A 15,045-nucleotide genomic window follows, 5' to 3' on the forward strand; every position below is an offset into this window, starting at 1 on the left:
TAAATGTCCCGTATAGGTAAAAAAACTATTGTGATTCCTGCAGGTGTAACAGTTACACTTAATGGATCAACAGCAACAGTTAAAGGTCCTAAAGGTGAACTTGTAAAAGAGTTCAACCCAGAAATTACTATTAATATTGAAGGCAATGAAATTAACGTTTCTCGCCCGACTGATAATAAAAACCACCGTGCACTTCATGGTACAACTCGTGCTATTCTTAATAACATGGTTGTCGGAGTTTCCGAGGGTTATGAAAAGAAATTAGAACTTATCGGTGTTGGTTACCGTGCGCAAAAACAAGGAGATAAACTTGTTCTTAACGTAGGGTACTCTCATCCAGTAGAGTTTGTTGCTCCTAAAGGCGTAGATATTGAAGTTCCTGCAAACACACAAGTGATTGTTAAAGGCTACAACAAAGAACACGTTGGCGAGTTAGCTGCAAACATTCGTGCTGTACGTCCACCAGAGCCGTATAAAGGTAAAGGTATTCGTTACGAAGGCGAACATGTACGCCGTAAAGAAGGTAAAACTGGTAAATAATGCCGCTTAATTAGGCAAATGAGAGAAGAGGTGAGTCGTGTGATTACCAAAATCGACAAAAATAAAGTACGTAAAAAAAGACATGCTCGTGTTCGTTCTAAGATTTCTGGAACTGAAAGTCGTCCACGTTTAAACGTATTCCGTTCAAACAAAAACATTTATGCTCAAATTATTGATGATGTAAATGGTGTGACACTTGCAAGTGCGTCTAATTTAGATAAAGATTTCGGTTCTGCTGAATCCAAAGTTGATGCAGCAAGCAAAGTTGGCGAACTAGTTGCTAAACGTGCTTCCGAAAAAGGTATTACTTCTGTCACTTTTGACCGTGGAGGATACTTATATCATGGCCGCGTGAAAGCTCTTGCTGAAGCAGCTCGCGAAAATGGACTAGAATTTTAATAAGAAGGAGGGACATATTACATGCCTGAGCAAATTGATGGAAACAAATTAGATTTAGAAGAACGCGTTGTTACAATCAACCGTGTTGCTAAAGTAGTTAAAGGTGGACGTCGTTTCCGTTTCACAGCACTTGTTGTTGTTGGAGACAAAAATGGTCATGTTGGTTTCGGTACTGGTAAAGCACAAGAAGTTCCAGATGCAATCCGCAAAGCTGTTGAGGATGCTAAAAAGAACATGGTGCTTGTACCAACTGTAGACACAACTATTCCACACACTGTAGTCGGACATTTTGGTGGCGGAGAAATTCTTCTTAAACCAGCTAGTGCCGGTTCCGGTGTAACTGCTGGTGGTCCCGTTCGTGCGGTCCTAGAACTTGCTGGTGTTGCTGATGTATCTTCCAAATCGCTTGGATCTAATACACCAATTAACATGGTACGTGCTACAATCGACGGAATTAAACAACTTAAAAACGCTGAAGATGTTGCGAAACTTCGTGGCAAAACAGTAGAAGAATTGTTAGGATAAGGAGGGAATTATCGTTATGGCGAAGTTAGAAATCACTTTAAAACGTAGCTTAATCGGACGCCCTCAACCACAACGCAAAACTGTTCAAGCATTAGGTCTTGGTAAAACAAATTCTGTAGTGGTTAAAGAAGATAATCCTGCAATTCGTGGGATGATCACTAAAGTAAGTCATTTAGTGGACGTCAAAGAAGTTTAAGCTTAATATAATAATATGTAATTGATAGAATTTGTTAAATAGGAGGAGGTGCTTGACATGAAACTACATGAACTTAAGCCTTCAGAAGGTTCTCGTAAAGAACGTAATCGTGTTGGTCGTGGAACAGGCTCTGGTAACGGCAAAACTTCAGGACGCGGTCATAAAGGACAAAAAGCTCGTTCTGGTGGTGGCGTACGTTTAGGCTTTGAAGGTGGACAACTTCCACTTTTCCGTCGTATTCCAAAACGTGGATTCACAAATATCAACCGTAAAGAATTTGCTATCGTGAACTTAGATGTTTTAAACCGCTTTGAAGATGGTACAGAAGTAACACCAGAACTTTTAATTGAAACTGGAATTATTCGCAACGAAAAATCCGGGATCAAGATTTTATCTGATGGAAATATCGAGAAAAAACTTACTGTGAAAGCGAACAAATTCTCTGCAGCTGCTAAAGAAGCAATTGAAGCAGCTGGCGGAAAAACTGAGGTGATCTAATGTTTCAAACGTTAGCGAACTTCTTCAAAGTAGCGGATATCCGTAAAAAAATACTATTTACATTAGCTATGCTAGTTATTTTCCGTATTGGTACATTCGTGCCAGTACCGGGAGTTAACGCAGCTGCTTTACAGTCTAGTATGGATGGCGGTATTTTGGGGTTCTTAAACACATTTAATGGTGGGGCTTTAAAAAACTTCTCAATTTTTGCTATGGGTGTAATGCCTTACATTACATCTTCCATTATTGTTCAGTTACTTCAAATGGATGTTGTTCCCAAGTTAACTGAATGGTCTAAGCAAGGGGAAATGGGTCGTAAAAAACTCAATCAACTTACTAGATACATGACGATTGGACTTGGTTTAATCGAAGCATTCGGTATGGCATACGGATTTAACCGCATGTCATCTGCTGGTTTGGTTATTGAACCATCCATTGGTAGATATGCGATTATTGCAATCGTTTTAACTACCGGTACAATGTTCTTAATGTGGTTAGGTGAACAAATCACTGTTAAAGGCGTTGGTAATGGTGTTTCTATTATTATCTTTGCAGGTATTGTTGCGCGTATTCCTGATGGAGTGCGTCAATTATATGTTTCGCAAATTGAAAACGCTGGTGATCAACTGTTCTTACACATTTTAACGTTAGCAGGTGTGGGAGTTGCAATTCTAGCTATTGTTGTAGCTGTTATCTTCTTCCAACAAGCACTTCGTAAAATTCCAATTCAATACTCTAAACGTGTAGCAGGAGCAAAACAATCGGGCGCGCAAGCAACTCATTTGCCATTAAAACTTAACTCTGCCGGAGTTATCCCAGTTATCTTTGCAAGTGCATTTATTATTACACCGCAAACTATCCTTACTTTCTTTGATCAAAGTAACGATGTTGTAAAAGTATTGAAAGACGTGTTTGATTACACAAAACCAATTGGTATGATTTTATATGTTGCACTAATTGTTGCTTTCACTTATTTCTATGCTTTCATTCAAGTGAACCCTGAGAAAGTTGCGGACAACTTGAAAAAGCAAGGTGGGTATATTCCTAGTAAACGTCCTGGTCGGGAAACACAAGCTTATCTTACATCGGTACTTTACCGTCTAACATTTGTTGGTGCAATTTTCCTTTCAGCGGTTGCTATACTTCCAACTATCGGTACTACTGTGTTTAGTTTACCGCAGTCACTTGCCGTTGGTGGTACAAGCCTACTAATTGTTATCGGGGTAGCATTAGATACTACGAAACAACTCGAAGGACAACTTGTAAAAAGGAACTATCGGGGATTTATCAAATAACACGCAGTTCTTGTTAGGACTTCCTAGCAGGAGCTAGCGCGTAATAAGGGGCGAAACAGTTGAAATTAGTATTAATGGGACTGCCCGGCGCCGGAAAAGGCACACAAGCGGAACAGATTGTTGAGAAATACAACATTCCTCATATTTCCACTGGAGATATGTTCCGAGCAGCTATGAAAAATAATACGGAATTAGGAAAGAAAGCTAAATCCTTTATGGATAATGGCGATCTTGTTCCTGATGAAGTAACAAATGGTATCGTTCGTGAACGTTTGGCCGAAGATGATGCTAAGAATGGTTTCTTGCTTGATGGTTTTCCGCGTACGGTGGAACAAGCAGAAGAGTTAGAAAATATTCTAAGTGATTTAGGGACAGAACTTGATGCTGTCATTAACATTGAAGTTGATAAAGATGTTTTAATGAAACGTCTTACAGGTCGTTGGATTTGTCAGACTTGCGGTAAAACTTACCATGAAATCTATAACCCGCCAAAAGTTCCTGGGAAATGCGATTTAGATGGTGGAGAACTTTACCAACGCGAGGATGACAAAAAAGAAACTGTTGAAAATCGACTAAATGTCAATATGAAACAGACCAAGCCGCTTCTTGATTTTTACTCTGAAAAAGGTAAACTTCATAGCATAAACGGCGAGCAAGATATTAATGACGTTTTTGTAGATGTGGAAAAAATTCTTGCTTCTTTTTGAGGAGTAAGCTGTGCTGAAATCACTGTCAAAATCAATGCGTGCAAATTGGTTTGATTTGTAGTATAATGGATAATTGGCAGTGGAATTAAAGGCATCTAAGCAAATCATGATGAACGAGAGAACCGTTTGAAGATCATCCGAATGACGTATATGTTCTACCCTGATCTGTTCAGCCGCAATGTTTTTGCGAGTGACAGTTCTTCTGGTTTTTACGGATTTCACTTTTACAGGTTGTCTGCAAAGCTGGCGAAATGTGTTGCCTTTTAATGAAGTGCATCCATTTTTGCATGTTTTACGTTTTTTTCATGTAAGAGAAATAGTTACACTGAAAGGATTAGGCCTGCATCAGGAACAAATCCAAGAATACAAGAAGGAGGTAGCAAACATATGGCAAAGGAAGATGTTATTGAAGTAGAAGGCGTTGTGCAAGAAACTCTACCAAACGCGATGTTCAACGTTGAACTCGAAAATGGTCATAAAGTACTGGCAACTGTTTCTGGTAAAATTCGCATGCATTACATTCGTATTTTACCTGGAGATAAAGTGACAGTTGAGCTTTCTCCATACGATCTGACACGCGGAAGAATTACTTATCGTTTCAAATAATTTGCACTCCGAAATTGAATTTATATACCGGTCTGGTTTATCCAGCTTAGAAATTATCGGTTTATAGAGACATTTTCTCTAATAAACAAGGAGGTATATCTATATGAAAGTAAGACCATCAGTGAAACCTATGTGCGAAAAATGTAAAGTTATTCGTCGTAAAGGTAAAGTAATGGTAATTTGTGAAAATCCAAAACATAAACAAAAACAAGGATAAGAGGAGGTGCTTAAGTAAATGGCACGTATTGCAGGTGTGGACGTTCCACGTGAAAAACGTATTGTTATTTCCCTGACTTACATTTATGGTATCGGTAAACAAACAGCTAAAGAAGTTCTTGCTGAAGCTGGTGTTTCTGAAGATACTCGTACTCGTGATTTAACTGAAGAAGAGCTAGGTAAAATCCGTGAAATCTTAGACCGTATTAAAGTTGAAGGTGACCTTCGTCGTGAAGTAAACTTAAACATTAAACGTCTAATCGAAATCGGTTCTTACCGTGGCATGCGTCACCGTCGTGGACTTCCAGTTCGCGGACAAAATACAAAAAATAATGCCCGTACTCGTAAAGGCCCGTCCAAAACAGTAGCAGGCAAAAAGAAATAATAGTAAAGGAGGTAGTTAGTGAATGGCTCGTAAAACAAATACTCGTAAACGTCGTGTGAAAAAGAATATCGAATCTGGTATTGCACACATTCGTTCTACATTTAATAATACGATCGTAATGATTACTGACACACATGGTAATGCTTTAGCTTGGTCAAGTGCAGGTTCCCTAGGATTTAAAGGTTCTCGTAAATCTACTCCTTTCGCAGCGCAAATGGCAGCTGAAAGTGCAGCAAAATCAGCACAAGAACATGGTTTAAAAACATTAGAAGTAACTGTTAAAGGTCCTGGTTCAGGTCGTGAAGCGGCTATCCGTGCACTACAAGCAGCTGGTCTTGAAGTAACAGCTATTAAAGATGTAACTCCAGTTCCACATAACGGATGTCGTCCTCCAAAACGTCGTCGCGTATAAGTGGTCGTTTTCTTTTGCCAATAGTAGATTTTTACTGTCTTAACTATCAAGGCAGAGAGTTTGACATAAAGACTGATATTCTAGACGTTTTGAAGGAGGGTAAATTTGAATGATCGAAATTGAAAAGCCAAAAATCGAGACGATTGAGATCAGCGATGATGCCAAGTATGGAAAGTTTGTTGTAGAGCCACTTGAGCGTGGATATGGTACAACTTTGGGTAACTCCTTACGTCGTATTCTATTATCTTCTCTTCCAGGTGCAGCAGTAACCTCTATCCAAATTGATGGAGCTTTACATGAGTTTTCTGTAATTGAAGGTGTAGTAGAAGATGTAACAACCATGATTTTAAATATTAAAAAACTTGCGCTAAAAATCTATTCTGATGAAGAAAAAACATTAGAAATCGATATGCAAGGTCCTGGTGTAGTAACTGCAGCTGACATTAATTATGACAGCGACGTTGAGATTTTAAATCCTGACTTACACATTGCTACATTAAGTGATAATGCTAAATTTCATGTGCGTTTAAATGCGACTCGTGGTCGTGGTTACACACCTGCTGATCAAAATAAACGCGAAAATATGCCAATTGGTGTACTTCCAGTAGATTCAATCTTTTCACCGGTTATCCGTGTGAACTATCAAGTGGAAAATACACGTGTTGGACAATCAACTAATTATGATAAGCTTACGTTTGATGTGTTAACTGACGGAAGTATCAGCCCAGAAGAAGCAGTTTCTCTTGGAGCTAAAATTCTTTCTGAGCACTTAAGTATCTTCGTTAATTTGACAGATGAAGCACAAAAAGCTGAAATTATGATTGAAAAAGAAGAAAGCCATAAAGAGAAAGTGCTTGAAATGACTATTGAAGAATTAGACTTGTCTGTTCGTTCATATAATTGTTTAAAACGCGCTGGAATCAATACAGTACAGGAACTTGCTGACAAATCCGAAGACGATATGATGAAAGTCCGTAACTTGGGCCGTAAATCGCTTGAGGAAGTTAAAGTAAAACTGGCTGACCTTGGCTTATCTCTAAGAAACGAAAACTGATAAAGGAGGCAATTCCATGGGTTACAGAAAATTAGGTCGTACAAGCTCACAACGTAAAGCATTACTACGTGATCTTGCAACGGATTTAATCGTACATGAACGTATTGAAACAACAGAAGCTCGCGCTAAAGAGATTCGTAAAGTTGTTGAAAAACTAATCACTTCTGGGAAAAAAGGAGACTTGCACGCTCGTCGTCAAGCAGCTGCTTTCATCCGTCATGAAGTTGTAGAAGTAGTACAAGTAGATGCTAAAGGTAAAGATGGTTCTACTGTGAAGAAAAACCGTCCTGTATACGCTCTACAAAAACTATTTGATGATGTTGCTCCACGTTACGCGGAACGTCAAGGTGGTTACACTCGTATCTTGAAAAAAGGTCCACGTCGCGGTGACGGCGCACCAATGGTTATTATTGAATTAGTTTAATAATAAAACGTTTAAAGCAAGTGGAGTGTCATGATATGGAGACTTCGTGTTTCTTTGTCTAGCTCTGTGTTTCCTAGTCTATTTAATCGTAGGCTAGGAGGCAGGCTTTTTTTGTTTGACCTGCTTTACGAATATGCTTCGATTAGTAGGTCAAACTTGAAAAGCTTTATTTTTTTGCTTGCCTTTTATTCTGAAAGCATCTATAGTAAACCTCAAAGATTTGTTTCGAGGAGGAACTAGATATGCAATCAGTCACTAACTCGCAAATAGCTCAAAATCGGTTATCTAATTCAGGTCTATTGCAAAATAAATTTTCTAGCGCACCGGAAGCTTCTCGTGCGTTATTTGGCATTCAGTCACAGTATCAACAGTTTGGTGAAATCAGCTTGTTTAATCGGGTGACTAACCTCACAAAAGAAAAACTTCAACACGATTACGATCAAAAAGATTTAATTAAGATATGGGGGCAAAGGATGACTGTGCATATGTATACACCTTCTGACTGGTTTTTTGTCCACAATGTTTACTCGGATAAAAATAATTGGTTAAAGAAGCATGCAAGCTCTCTGGGGCATGATTTGGATGAGCTACTGGTTGAAATGGAAAAACTTCTCTTAAGTACAGAAAAAATCCCCAAAGAAGCATTTGCCAAATTATTAGGGGGGCACGCTAAAGAACTTATGCAATGGGGCGGAGTTTTTATTCAAGGATCTCTTGATGGTACACTTTTCTGTGTGCCAGAATCACCTAAAACAAGGTTTTATAGTCATAGAAATTGGATTAGTGCAGAAAAACAAGCTAATTGGCTAGAAAACGGCCGTGATGAAGCTGGGCTTGAAGTAATGATTGACCGTTACTTTAGCGCATATGGTCCAGCTACAATTCGGGATTTCAAACATTGGACAGGGCTCCGGAAGTTTGAATTCCAACAAACGCTTGAAACGGCTCTGGAAAATTATTTTAGTTATTTAGGTGAGGACGGTCAGATTTACTATAGCAAAACAGAAGTTCAAGCTGAATTAGAACAACAACGCCCACTTTTATTAGGGAAATTCGATCCACTTTTTGTTAGCTACGCAAAAAAAGATTGGTTGGCTGATATAACTGAAACAAGTTTAATTTGGCGTCCGGCCGGGCAAATTGAGGCAGTTTTAATTATAAATGGCTTTCTTTACGGCACTTGGAGATATAAAATAACTGGGAACAAAATAATTTTCACTTTTTATCTAACAAAAAAGATAACAAAGAAAAACCAAAAATTTGTTGAATTAGAAGCGAGGAAATTAGCCGAATTTCTTCATAAAAATTATCAAGGAAGTTTTTTTGAACAAATTTAAAAAGAGCCCTTTCGCATAACTTTTGCGAAAGGGCTCTTTTTTATAAGAAAGGCATCTCTGGAAAGCTACTTAATGGAAGTTTAATAGCTGTTGTGACGCTTGCTTTGTTCAGCTTGCAAATTTCAAAATCTGCTTGCAAAGATAATAAAAATATTGCATCTTCTAGTGTTATTTTATCTGATTCCATTAACATCTTTAGCATGTTCTGTAATGCTTTTTTTGTTGCTTTTTCGGTAGTAAGTTCAGAGGCAAGGCAGATTAATTTATTTTTATGAATAATAATTGGTGTAGGAGCTGTTTTGTTTTTTAATAATTGTAGCCTTAATGTTACTTCAGCAGGAGATTCTCCGCTTGTAGTTGTTATTTTCCCGAAGCCTGTAGTGGCTCTTATATCAGCTACGTGGAGCATAGCCCCGTACTTTTCTACTGGTAAAAATATTGTAGCGTCTTCTTTTATATCAGAAGAGTCAAGCGTCCCGCCGTGTTTAGTAGGTATAAGAAATGGTTTAGTTTGATGAATGGATTCGGTTTTTAAGAGACCGATTGTTTTTTGTAGTTGAATGTGGATTTCATCGGAATAAATAATCTTGTTTTGTTCGATTTTGTAACGGCGGATGCAATTGTGGGGTAATAAATCATCTGTTATGCCGATATTCGGTCCGTTTAACAAAACGACTTCTTTGTCTGTGAGGGTGATTTTTTCAATAGTTACTGCGAGTAAATCTCCTGGGCGTGCTTCTTCTATACAGATTGGACCTGTTGTTGGTGAGAATTGCTTCCAATCTATTTCCCCGTAATGAAGCTGATCTTGGTTGATTTGGCCATTGAAGTGATCTTTTATTTTTATTGTCACAACAGCGCCATTTTTTACTGTAATCACAGGTTTTGTTGATTCATCCATCTTATGAATCGAACGTTCTGAGGTTACAAAATTTTTCATCTCATCCCTTCTCTCTATTCAGTTAGTGTTGACGGGTGAATTATAGCAAAACGAGAAGAGGTAAGTAAATGGATATTCTGTGAACAAATTAATTGAAATGTGCAATAAAAGGCTAATTTATTCCATTTTTTCAATAGTAACATCAGGAAGCGTCTGGATATAGTGAAATAGTTCGTATTCGTCGTTCTTATTCTTTGTTTTTACAACAATATTAACACGAATAAATAGACTATTTCCGATCATTTCTTTTTCACTTGAATATGAAATTATTTGTTGTTTGTTTTGCTGAATTTTATCAGTAATTTTTACTAGATTTTCTTGATTGTCGGTTGAATAAATGAATGAAGTTGTATGGAGCGAGACGGATTTAAAAATAATACTGAGAAATTCTAAACCAATTAATGTGAGCAGTGTAGCCGCAATACCGACCCAATACATTCCTGCCCCAACTGCGAGGCCAATCCCGGCTGTAGCCCAAAGTCCAGCCGCTGTAGTTAATCCGCGAACAAATTTCTTTTGAATGATAATCGTACCAGCGCCAATAAAGCCAATGCCACTTACCACTTGGGCAGCAACACGACTAGGGTCAAATGATATAGTTTGCATGGTGGCGATTTCGGAAAAACCGTATTGGGACACAATCATAATTAAAGCGCTACCGAGTGAAACAAGAAAATGTGTCCTGAACCCCGCTTCTTTCGCCCTGATTTCTCTGTCAAGTCCAATAACGGCTCCAAGGAGACCAGCAACAACAAGTCGTAAAATAAAATCTGCTAACATAGTTATCACATCCTTAACGATAATATATTCCCTTTCACAGGAAAGCAAAACAATTGAAAAAAGGAAATTTTGCGCCAGAAGGATGTTTATACTATAATAAACAATGAATGGTCAAAAAGTGAGGTGTTAAGCGTGGCAGAAAGTTTTGTGAGATTGGAGCACGTTTTTTATAAATACGAAGATACGGAAAAATATGCAGTGAAAGATGTATCTATTTCTGCTCAAAAAGGGGAATGGGTCGCGCTAGTTGGTCATAATGGTTCAGGTAAATCAACTATTGCGAAATTACTCAACGGATTGCTTTTTCCGGAAGATGGTTTAATTAAAATCGGGCACTTTGTTTTGTCCGAAAAAAATATATGGGAAATTAGACGACAAGTAGGAATGGTTTTTCAAAATCCAGATAACCAATTTGTCGGTGCAACTGTGCAAGATGACGTCGCATTTGGACTTGAGAATCATGGAGTTCCACATGATACGATGGTGGAACGAGTGGAGTCAGCCTTGAATGAGGTGGGAATGCAAAGCTATGCGTTACATGAACCGGCTAGACTGTCTGGCGGGCAAAAACAGCGTGTTGCGATTGCAGGCGTTTTGGCATTGCAGCCGGATGTGATTATTTTGGACGAAGCTACTTCTATGCTTGATCCAAGAGGACGTGCAGAAGTAATGGAAACCATTCGGATTATGCGCGAACAAGAAGATATTACTGTTATTTCCATCACACATGACTTGGATGAAGTGCTTTTTGCAGACCGAGTAATTGTCATGAATAACGGAGAAGTCCACAGTGAAGGCACTCCACAAGAAATTTTTCAGCAAGCAGATGCGATGCGAGAAATTGGTTTAGGGGTTCCATTTATTATTGAGTTACAAGAAAAATTAGTTGCAGGAGGCTTTGAAACAGGAAGCACCGTGCTATCGGAAGGAGCATTACTAGATCAATTATGGAAATTAAACTCGAACAACTAGGTTATTGTTATCAAAAAAATAGCCCTTTTGAAAAGCGAGCATTGCTTGATGTAAATGTTTCTTTTGATTCTGGTAGCTATTCTGCAATTATTGGTCATACGGGTTCTGGGAAATCGACATTGCTACAACATCTTAATGCGCTTTTGATGCCGACTGAAGGTAAAATAACGGTTGGCGATAGAGAAATTGTCGCGGGAGTTAAACAAAAGAAACTACGCGATTTACGTAAAAAAGTTGGGATTGTCTTTCAATTTCCGGAAGCGCAACTTTTTGAAGAAACAGTTGAGAAGGATATTTGCTTTGGACCGATGAACTTCGGGGTTTCCGAGGAAGATGCGAAACTTCGTGCTAAAAAAGTGATTTATGAAGTAGGGCTGACAGAAGAAATTTTGTCGCGTTCGCCGTTTGAACTTTCTGGTGGACAAATGCGCCGAGTAGCGATTGCTGGTGTTTTAGCGATGGATCCGGAAGTGCTTGTGTTAGATGAGCCGACAGCAGGACTAGATCCCCATGGTCGTGAAGAAATTATGGAGATGTTCTACAACCTTCATAAAGAAAAAGGACTCACGACAGTCCTTGTCACACATAGTATGGAAGATGCTGCTCGTTATGCGGAGAAAATTGTCTTGATGAAAGCTGGGACAGTTCTTCAAATCGGCACACCACGTGAAATTTTTGCGAAGCCAGATGAACTGGTCGACCTTGGCTTGTCTGTCCCGGATGTAGTGAGGTTTCAAGGTCTGTTTGAACGGAAATTTAATATAAAATTAACAAAAACGTGTTTAACAATTGATGAATTAACAACCGAAATGGCGCCTTATTTAGCGAAGGGCGGGGCATAATTATGATGGATAAAATGATTCTCGGACGCTATATCCCGGGGAACTCTTGGTTACATCGAATTGATCCACGCGCGAAAATCACTGCTGTTATGGCGTTTATTGCAATTGTCTTTTTAGCAAATAATTGGCTGACGTATGCACTTATGTTTGCTTATGTTTTATATTTAGTCCTAACTTCGAAAGTGCCATTTTTATTTTTTATTAAAGGTTTACAACCGATTTTTTGGCTTATTTTAATTACTTTATTGCTACAAGTCTTTTTTACAAAAGGCGGGACTGTTTTAGTTGATTTAGGACTTTTACAAATAACGACACTAGGATTGGCAAATGGGGCGATGATGTTTTGTCGCTTTGTTCTTATTATTTTTATGACGACGCTACTAACATTAACGACAAGTCCGATTGAACTGACAGACGGCCTTGAGAAGATTTTAGCCCCGTTTCGTTTAGTGCATTTACCAGTGCATGAACTGGCTTTAATGCTTAGTATTTCCTTGCGATTTATTCCCACATTGATGGATGAAACGGAGAAAATTTTAAAAGCGCAAAAAGCTCGTGGCGTTGAATTTACGAGTGGAAAATGGAGTGACCGAATCAAGGCAATTATTCCTCTACTCGTGCCGCTTTTTATTAGTGCGTTTAAGCGAGCGGAGGACTTAGCGATTGCAATGGAAGCTCGTGGTTATCGTGGAGGTAAAGGTAGGACGAGATTTCGTATACTGCACTGGAGATTTGCGGATACCTTCTTATTAATTTCCTTGGCAGTGTTAAGTGGTTTATTATTTTGGTTGCGGAGTTGAAATGAATGACAAGGTATAAATCGATAATTTCTTATGATGGAAGCGGGTTTTACGGTTATCAAGTGCAACCGAACGCTCGGACAGTCCAAGCAGAAATTGAAAAAGCGCTGAAAAAAATGCATAAAGGTAAGAGCATTCGGATTACCGCATCAGGAAGAACAGACACCGGGGTACATGCGAAAGGTCAAGTTATTCATTTCGACTCAGAGCTGGATATCACTGCGGAAAAATTTCAAAAAGCTTTACAAGTTATGACGCCTTTTGATATTAGCTTTTTGGCAGTGGAGAAAGCAACGGATGATTTCCATGCTAGATTTGGCACAGTTGGAAAAGAATATCGTTATGTCGTAAAAAGGACAAAAATTTTTGATCCGTTTAGTCGGAATTTTGCGCTGCATTATCCATATGAACTGGATATCGCGAAAATGAAGCTCGCGAGTAACCGTCTGATTGGTGAGCATGATTTTACTAGTTTTTGTTCGGCTAGAACGGAACGGGATTCTAAAGTGCGGACGCTTTATAGTATCGACTTTTATGAAGAGGATGCCGAGACCTTAGTGATTGCGTTTCAAGGAAATGGTTTCTTGTATAATATGGTGCGGATTTTGACAGGGACCTTGCTTGATGCAGGGCAAGGTCGAATCACTCCAGACGGTATAACGGAAGCTTTACTAGCACGTGATAGGCAAAAATTAATTAGTAAAACTGCGCCACCACAAGGGTTATATTTATGGCGAGTGGACTATGAATAAAAATCGGATGTTTTTTTACAGAACGCATTGACTTTTTACTCTAAAAACTGTATTATGGACTATGGTATTGTTTGCCCCACAATAAGCCCCGGAAGGTTGTTGTGTTTAAACAATAAAAATATAGAATAGCATTTCGGGAATTAGGAACAGTTTTCGGGAGCTAATTTGTTTCAATTTATTTAGGAGGGTAATTCATGCGTACAACTTATATGGCGAAACCCGGCGAAGTAGAACGTAAATGGTACGTTATCGACGCTACTGGTGTTTCTTTAGGACGTTTATCCAGTGAAGTTGCTTCAATTCTTCGCGGAAAAAACAAACCACAATTTACTCCACATATTGACACTGGAGATTTTGTAATCATCATCAACGCTGGTAAGATTGGTCTTACTGGTAAAAAAGCTACTGACAAAATTTACTACCGTCACTCTCAATATCCAGGCGGTTTGAAATCTCGTACTGCAGGCGAAATGCGTACAAACAATCCTGAGAAATTATTAGAACTATCTATCAAAGGTATGCTTCCAAAAAATTCTCTTGGACGTCAATTATTCAAAAAATTACACGTATATGGTGGATCTGAGCACGAACATGCAGCTCAAAAACCAGAAGTATACGAATTACGCGGTTAATTAATAAAGGAGGAATACTAAGTGGCTCAAGTACAATATTACGGAACTGGTCGTCGTAAAAGCTCTGTAGCTCGCGTACGTTTAGTACCAGGCGACGGCAAAATCGTTATTAACAATAGAGACTGGGAAGATTACATCCCATTTGCAGCTCTTCGTGAAGTTATCAAACAACCTTTAGTAGCTACAGAAACTTTAGGTAACTATGATGTACTAGTAAACGTTCACGGTGGTGGTTACACTGGTCAAGCCGGTGCTATCCGTCATGGTGTAGCTCGTGCACTATTACAAGTGGCTCCTGAGTACCGTCCAGCACTTAAATCTGCTGGCCTACTTACTCGTGACCCACGTATGAAAGAACGTAAAAAATACGGACTTAAAGGCGCGCGTCGTGCACCTCAGTTCTCAAAACGTTAATCAAATCGTTTCAAAGCACCAGCTTTTGCTGGTGCTTTTTTTGTTTCCTTATAAATATACGAGTAAAGTAAAAAGGAAGCATATAGAAACATGATTCCGGAAAAATTTGTTTTGAATGTTTTATTGTGATTATTATAACAAATTTATCGAAATATGCTATAATAATTCAAGGTTCATAATAGTTAGATAAATAGATGAATGAAGTAAACATTCGTATAAATAGTATATCTTAATATACATAGAGATAAGGAATTGTTGCGATTTTGAGTTCTTAAAAAAGTGCACAAAAAAAGCGCCGAAACAGCGCTACTTAATTAAA

General features: G+C 38.6%; 22 protein-coding genes. 20 read left to right on the forward strand and 2 right to left on the reverse strand.

The genetic code is table 11. The annotated features are described in order from the left end of the window. The first annotated feature begins 3 nt into the window (after window positions 1-3). From rplF to HCB38_RS13900, 14 genes are all read left to right on the forward strand, one after another. Window positions 4-540: a 50S ribosomal protein L6 gene (rplF, locus tag HCB38_RS13835; protein ID WP_003726442.1), complete on the forward strand. Its 537-nt coding sequence runs from the start codon at window positions 4-6 to the stop codon at window positions 538-540. 39 nt (window positions 541-579) lie between these two features. After that, window positions 580-939, forward strand: a complete 360-nt coding sequence (gene rplR, locus HCB38_RS13840) for a 50S ribosomal protein L18 (RefSeq protein WP_003739848.1) — start codon at window positions 580-582, stop codon at window positions 937-939. 21 nt (window positions 940-960) lie between these two features. Continuing rightward, the gene (gene rpsE / locus HCB38_RS13845) at window positions 961-1,464 is read left to right on the forward strand and encodes a 30S ribosomal protein S5 (RefSeq protein ID WP_003723681.1); all 504 of its coding nucleotides are present in this window, start codon (window positions 961-963) and stop codon (window positions 1,462-1,464) included. A 16-nt stretch (window positions 1,465-1,480) separates the two neighbouring features. Beyond that, window positions 1,481-1,660 carry a 50S ribosomal protein L30 gene (gene rpmD, locus HCB38_RS13850; protein WP_003720933.1) on the forward strand — a complete coding sequence of 60 codons (180 nt, stop codon included), beginning with the start codon at window positions 1,481-1,483 and terminating at the stop codon, window positions 1,658-1,660. A gap of 57 nt (window positions 1,661-1,717) precedes the next feature. Then, window positions 1,718-2,158: a 50S ribosomal protein L15 gene (gene rplO / locus HCB38_RS13855; RefSeq protein ID WP_003764125.1), complete on the forward strand. Its 441-nt coding sequence runs from the start codon at window positions 1,718-1,720 to the stop codon at window positions 2,156-2,158. After that, window positions 2,158-3,453: a preprotein translocase subunit SecY gene (secY, locus tag HCB38_RS13860; protein ID WP_185319797.1), complete on the forward strand. Its 1,296-nt coding sequence runs from the start codon at window positions 2,158-2,160 to the stop codon at window positions 3,451-3,453. The genes rplO and secY overlap by 1 nt, the downstream gene beginning before the upstream one ends. 59 nt (window positions 3,454-3,512) lie before the next feature. Beyond that, window positions 3,513-4,160, forward strand: a complete 648-nt coding sequence (locus tag HCB38_RS13865; RefSeq protein WP_185638803.1) for an adenylate kinase — start codon at window positions 3,513-3,515, stop codon at window positions 4,158-4,160. Between the two features lie 387 nt (window positions 4,161-4,547). Continuing rightward, the gene (infA, locus tag HCB38_RS13870) at window positions 4,548-4,766 is read left to right on the forward strand and encodes a translation initiation factor IF-1 (protein ID WP_003720929.1); all 219 of its coding nucleotides are present in this window, start codon (window positions 4,548-4,550) and stop codon (window positions 4,764-4,766) included. 103 nt (window positions 4,767-4,869) lie between these two features. Further along, window positions 4,870-4,983 (forward strand): 50S ribosomal protein L36, encoded by a 114-nt coding sequence (gene rpmJ / locus HCB38_RS13875; protein WP_003720928.1) that lies wholly within the window; start codon window positions 4,870-4,872, stop codon window positions 4,981-4,983. 18 nt (window positions 4,984-5,001) lie between these two features. Further along, window positions 5,002-5,367 (forward strand): 30S ribosomal protein S13, encoded by a 366-nt coding sequence (rpsM, locus tag HCB38_RS13880; protein ID WP_003723677.1) that lies wholly within the window; start codon window positions 5,002-5,004, stop codon window positions 5,365-5,367. Window positions 5,368-5,389: 22 nt separating this feature from the next. Next, on the forward strand, window positions 5,390-5,779 hold the full coding sequence (gene rpsK, locus HCB38_RS13885) for a 30S ribosomal protein S11 (RefSeq protein ID WP_003720926.1): 390 nt from the start codon (window positions 5,390-5,392) through the stop codon (window positions 5,777-5,779). Between the two features lie 109 nt (window positions 5,780-5,888). Further along, on the forward strand, window positions 5,889-6,833 hold the full coding sequence (locus HCB38_RS13890; protein WP_003723676.1) for a DNA-directed RNA polymerase subunit alpha: 945 nt from the start codon (window positions 5,889-5,891) through the stop codon (window positions 6,831-6,833). Window positions 6,834-6,849: 16 nt separating this feature from the next. Further along, complete coding sequence (gene rplQ, locus HCB38_RS13895; RefSeq protein WP_003768456.1) at window positions 6,850-7,257, forward strand: 50S ribosomal protein L17; 408 nt, start codon at window positions 6,850-6,852, stop codon at window positions 7,255-7,257. A gap of 242 nt (window positions 7,258-7,499) precedes the next feature. Continuing rightward, window positions 7,500-8,594 (forward strand): winged helix DNA-binding domain-containing protein, encoded by a 1,095-nt coding sequence (locus HCB38_RS13900; RefSeq protein ID WP_185638804.1) that lies wholly within the window; start codon window positions 7,500-7,502, stop codon window positions 8,592-8,594. 40 nt (window positions 8,595-8,634) lie between these two features. On the opposite strand, the gene HCB38_RS13905 is transcribed toward HCB38_RS13900, so the two are convergent. After that, window positions 8,635-9,534, reverse strand: coding sequence for an acetamidase/formamidase family protein (locus tag HCB38_RS13905; protein WP_185619617.1), 900 nt, complete (start codon window positions 9,532-9,534; stop codon window positions 8,635-8,637). Between the two features lie 117 nt (window positions 9,535-9,651). Beyond that, the gene (locus tag HCB38_RS13910) at window positions 9,652-10,314 is read right to left on the reverse strand and encodes an MgtC/SapB family protein (protein WP_185319800.1); all 663 of its coding nucleotides are present in this window, start codon (window positions 10,312-10,314) and stop codon (window positions 9,652-9,654) included. Between the two features lie 132 nt (window positions 10,315-10,446). Between HCB38_RS13910 and HCB38_RS13915 the strand changes: the two genes are divergently transcribed. The 6 genes from HCB38_RS13915 to rpsI all read left to right on the forward strand — a co-directional run bounded on the left by HCB38_RS13915 (window position 10,447) and on the right by rpsI (window position 14,726). Continuing rightward, entirely contained in the window at window positions 10,447-11,286 is an 840-nt protein-coding gene (locus HCB38_RS13915; RefSeq protein ID WP_185638806.1) for an energy-coupling factor ABC transporter ATP-binding protein, read from the forward strand. Further along, a complete protein-coding gene (locus HCB38_RS13920; RefSeq protein WP_185319802.1) occupies window positions 11,262-12,128 on the forward strand; it encodes an energy-coupling factor ABC transporter ATP-binding protein in 867 nt (288 codons plus the stop codon). The genes HCB38_RS13915 and HCB38_RS13920 overlap by 25 nt, the downstream gene beginning before the upstream one ends. 2 nt (window positions 12,129-12,130) lie before the next feature. After that, window positions 12,131-12,928: an energy-coupling factor transporter transmembrane component T family protein gene (locus HCB38_RS13925; RefSeq protein WP_185619621.1), complete on the forward strand. Its 798-nt coding sequence runs from the start codon at window positions 12,131-12,133 to the stop codon at window positions 12,926-12,928. 5 nt (window positions 12,929-12,933) lie between these two features. Further along, a complete protein-coding gene (truA, locus tag HCB38_RS13930) occupies window positions 12,934-13,680 on the forward strand; it encodes a tRNA pseudouridine(38-40) synthase TruA (protein WP_185638808.1) in 747 nt (248 codons plus the stop codon). 194 nt (window positions 13,681-13,874) lie between these two features. Next, window positions 13,875-14,312: a 50S ribosomal protein L13 gene (gene rplM, locus HCB38_RS13935; RefSeq protein ID WP_003764106.1), complete on the forward strand. Its 438-nt coding sequence runs from the start codon at window positions 13,875-13,877 to the stop codon at window positions 14,310-14,312. A gap of 21 nt (window positions 14,313-14,333) precedes the next feature. Then, window positions 14,334-14,726: a 30S ribosomal protein S9 gene (gene rpsI / locus HCB38_RS13940; protein ID WP_003726075.1), complete on the forward strand. Its 393-nt coding sequence runs from the start codon at window positions 14,334-14,336 to the stop codon at window positions 14,724-14,726. Window positions 14,727-15,045: the final 319 nt, after the last annotated feature.

The organism is Listeria farberi (assembly GCF_014229295.1).
In the GTDB taxonomy this organism is placed as follows: domain Bacteria; phylum Bacillota; class Bacilli; order Lactobacillales; family Listeriaceae; genus Listeria; species Listeria farberi.

Excerpts from the sequence above, each read along its gene's own strand:
- rplO (WP_003764125.1), top strand. The coding sequence starts at position 1,718 with ATGAAACTACATGAACTTAAGCCTTCAGAAGGTTCTCGTAAAGAACGT.
- secY (WP_185319797.1), top strand. The coding sequence starts at position 2,158 with ATGTTTCAAACGTTAGCGAACTTCTTCAAAGTAGCGGATATCCGTAAA.
- HCB38_RS13900 (WP_185638804.1), top strand. The coding sequence starts at position 7,500 with ATGCAATCAGTCACTAACTCGCAAATAGCTCAAAATCGGTTATCTAAT.
- rpmJ (WP_003720928.1), top strand. The coding sequence starts at position 4,870 with ATGAAAGTAAGACCATCAGTGAAACCTATGTGCGAAAAATGTAAAGTT.
- HCB38_RS13920 (WP_185319802.1), top strand. The coding sequence starts at position 11,262 with ATGGAAATTAAACTCGAACAACTAGGTTATTGTTATCAAAAAAATAGC.
- infA (WP_003720929.1), top strand. The coding sequence starts at position 4,548 with ATGGCAAAGGAAGATGTTATTGAAGTAGAAGGCGTTGTGCAAGAAACT.
- rplQ (WP_003768456.1), top strand. The coding sequence starts at position 6,850 with ATGGGTTACAGAAAATTAGGTCGTACAAGCTCACAACGTAAAGCATTA.
- HCB38_RS13925 (WP_185619621.1), top strand. The coding sequence starts at position 12,131 with ATGATGGATAAAATGATTCTCGGACGCTATATCCCGGGGAACTCTTGG.
- HCB38_RS13905 (WP_185619617.1), bottom strand. The coding sequence starts at position 9,534 with ATGAAAAATTTTGTAACCTCAGAACGTTCGATTCATAAGATGGATGAA.
- HCB38_RS13910 (WP_185319800.1), bottom strand. The coding sequence starts at position 10,314 with ATGTTAGCAGATTTTATTTTACGACTTGTTGTTGCTGGTCTCCTTGGA.
- rpsK (WP_003720926.1), top strand. The coding sequence starts at position 5,390 with ATGGCTCGTAAAACAAATACTCGTAAACGTCGTGTGAAAAAGAATATC.
- rpsE (WP_003723681.1), top strand. The coding sequence starts at position 961 with ATGCCTGAGCAAATTGATGGAAACAAATTAGATTTAGAAGAACGCGTT.
- rpsM (WP_003723677.1), top strand. The coding sequence starts at position 5,002 with ATGGCACGTATTGCAGGTGTGGACGTTCCACGTGAAAAACGTATTGTT.
- rplM (WP_003764106.1), top strand. The coding sequence starts at position 13,875 with ATGCGTACAACTTATATGGCGAAACCCGGCGAAGTAGAACGTAAATGG.
- rpmD (WP_003720933.1), top strand. The coding sequence starts at position 1,481 with ATGGCGAAGTTAGAAATCACTTTAAAACGTAGCTTAATCGGACGCCCT.
- rplF (WP_003726442.1), top strand. The coding sequence starts at position 4 with ATGTCCCGTATAGGTAAAAAAACTATTGTGATTCCTGCAGGTGTAACA.
- truA (WP_185638808.1), top strand. The coding sequence starts at position 12,934 with ATGACAAGGTATAAATCGATAATTTCTTATGATGGAAGCGGGTTTTAC.
- HCB38_RS13890 (WP_003723676.1), top strand. The coding sequence starts at position 5,889 with ATGATCGAAATTGAAAAGCCAAAAATCGAGACGATTGAGATCAGCGAT.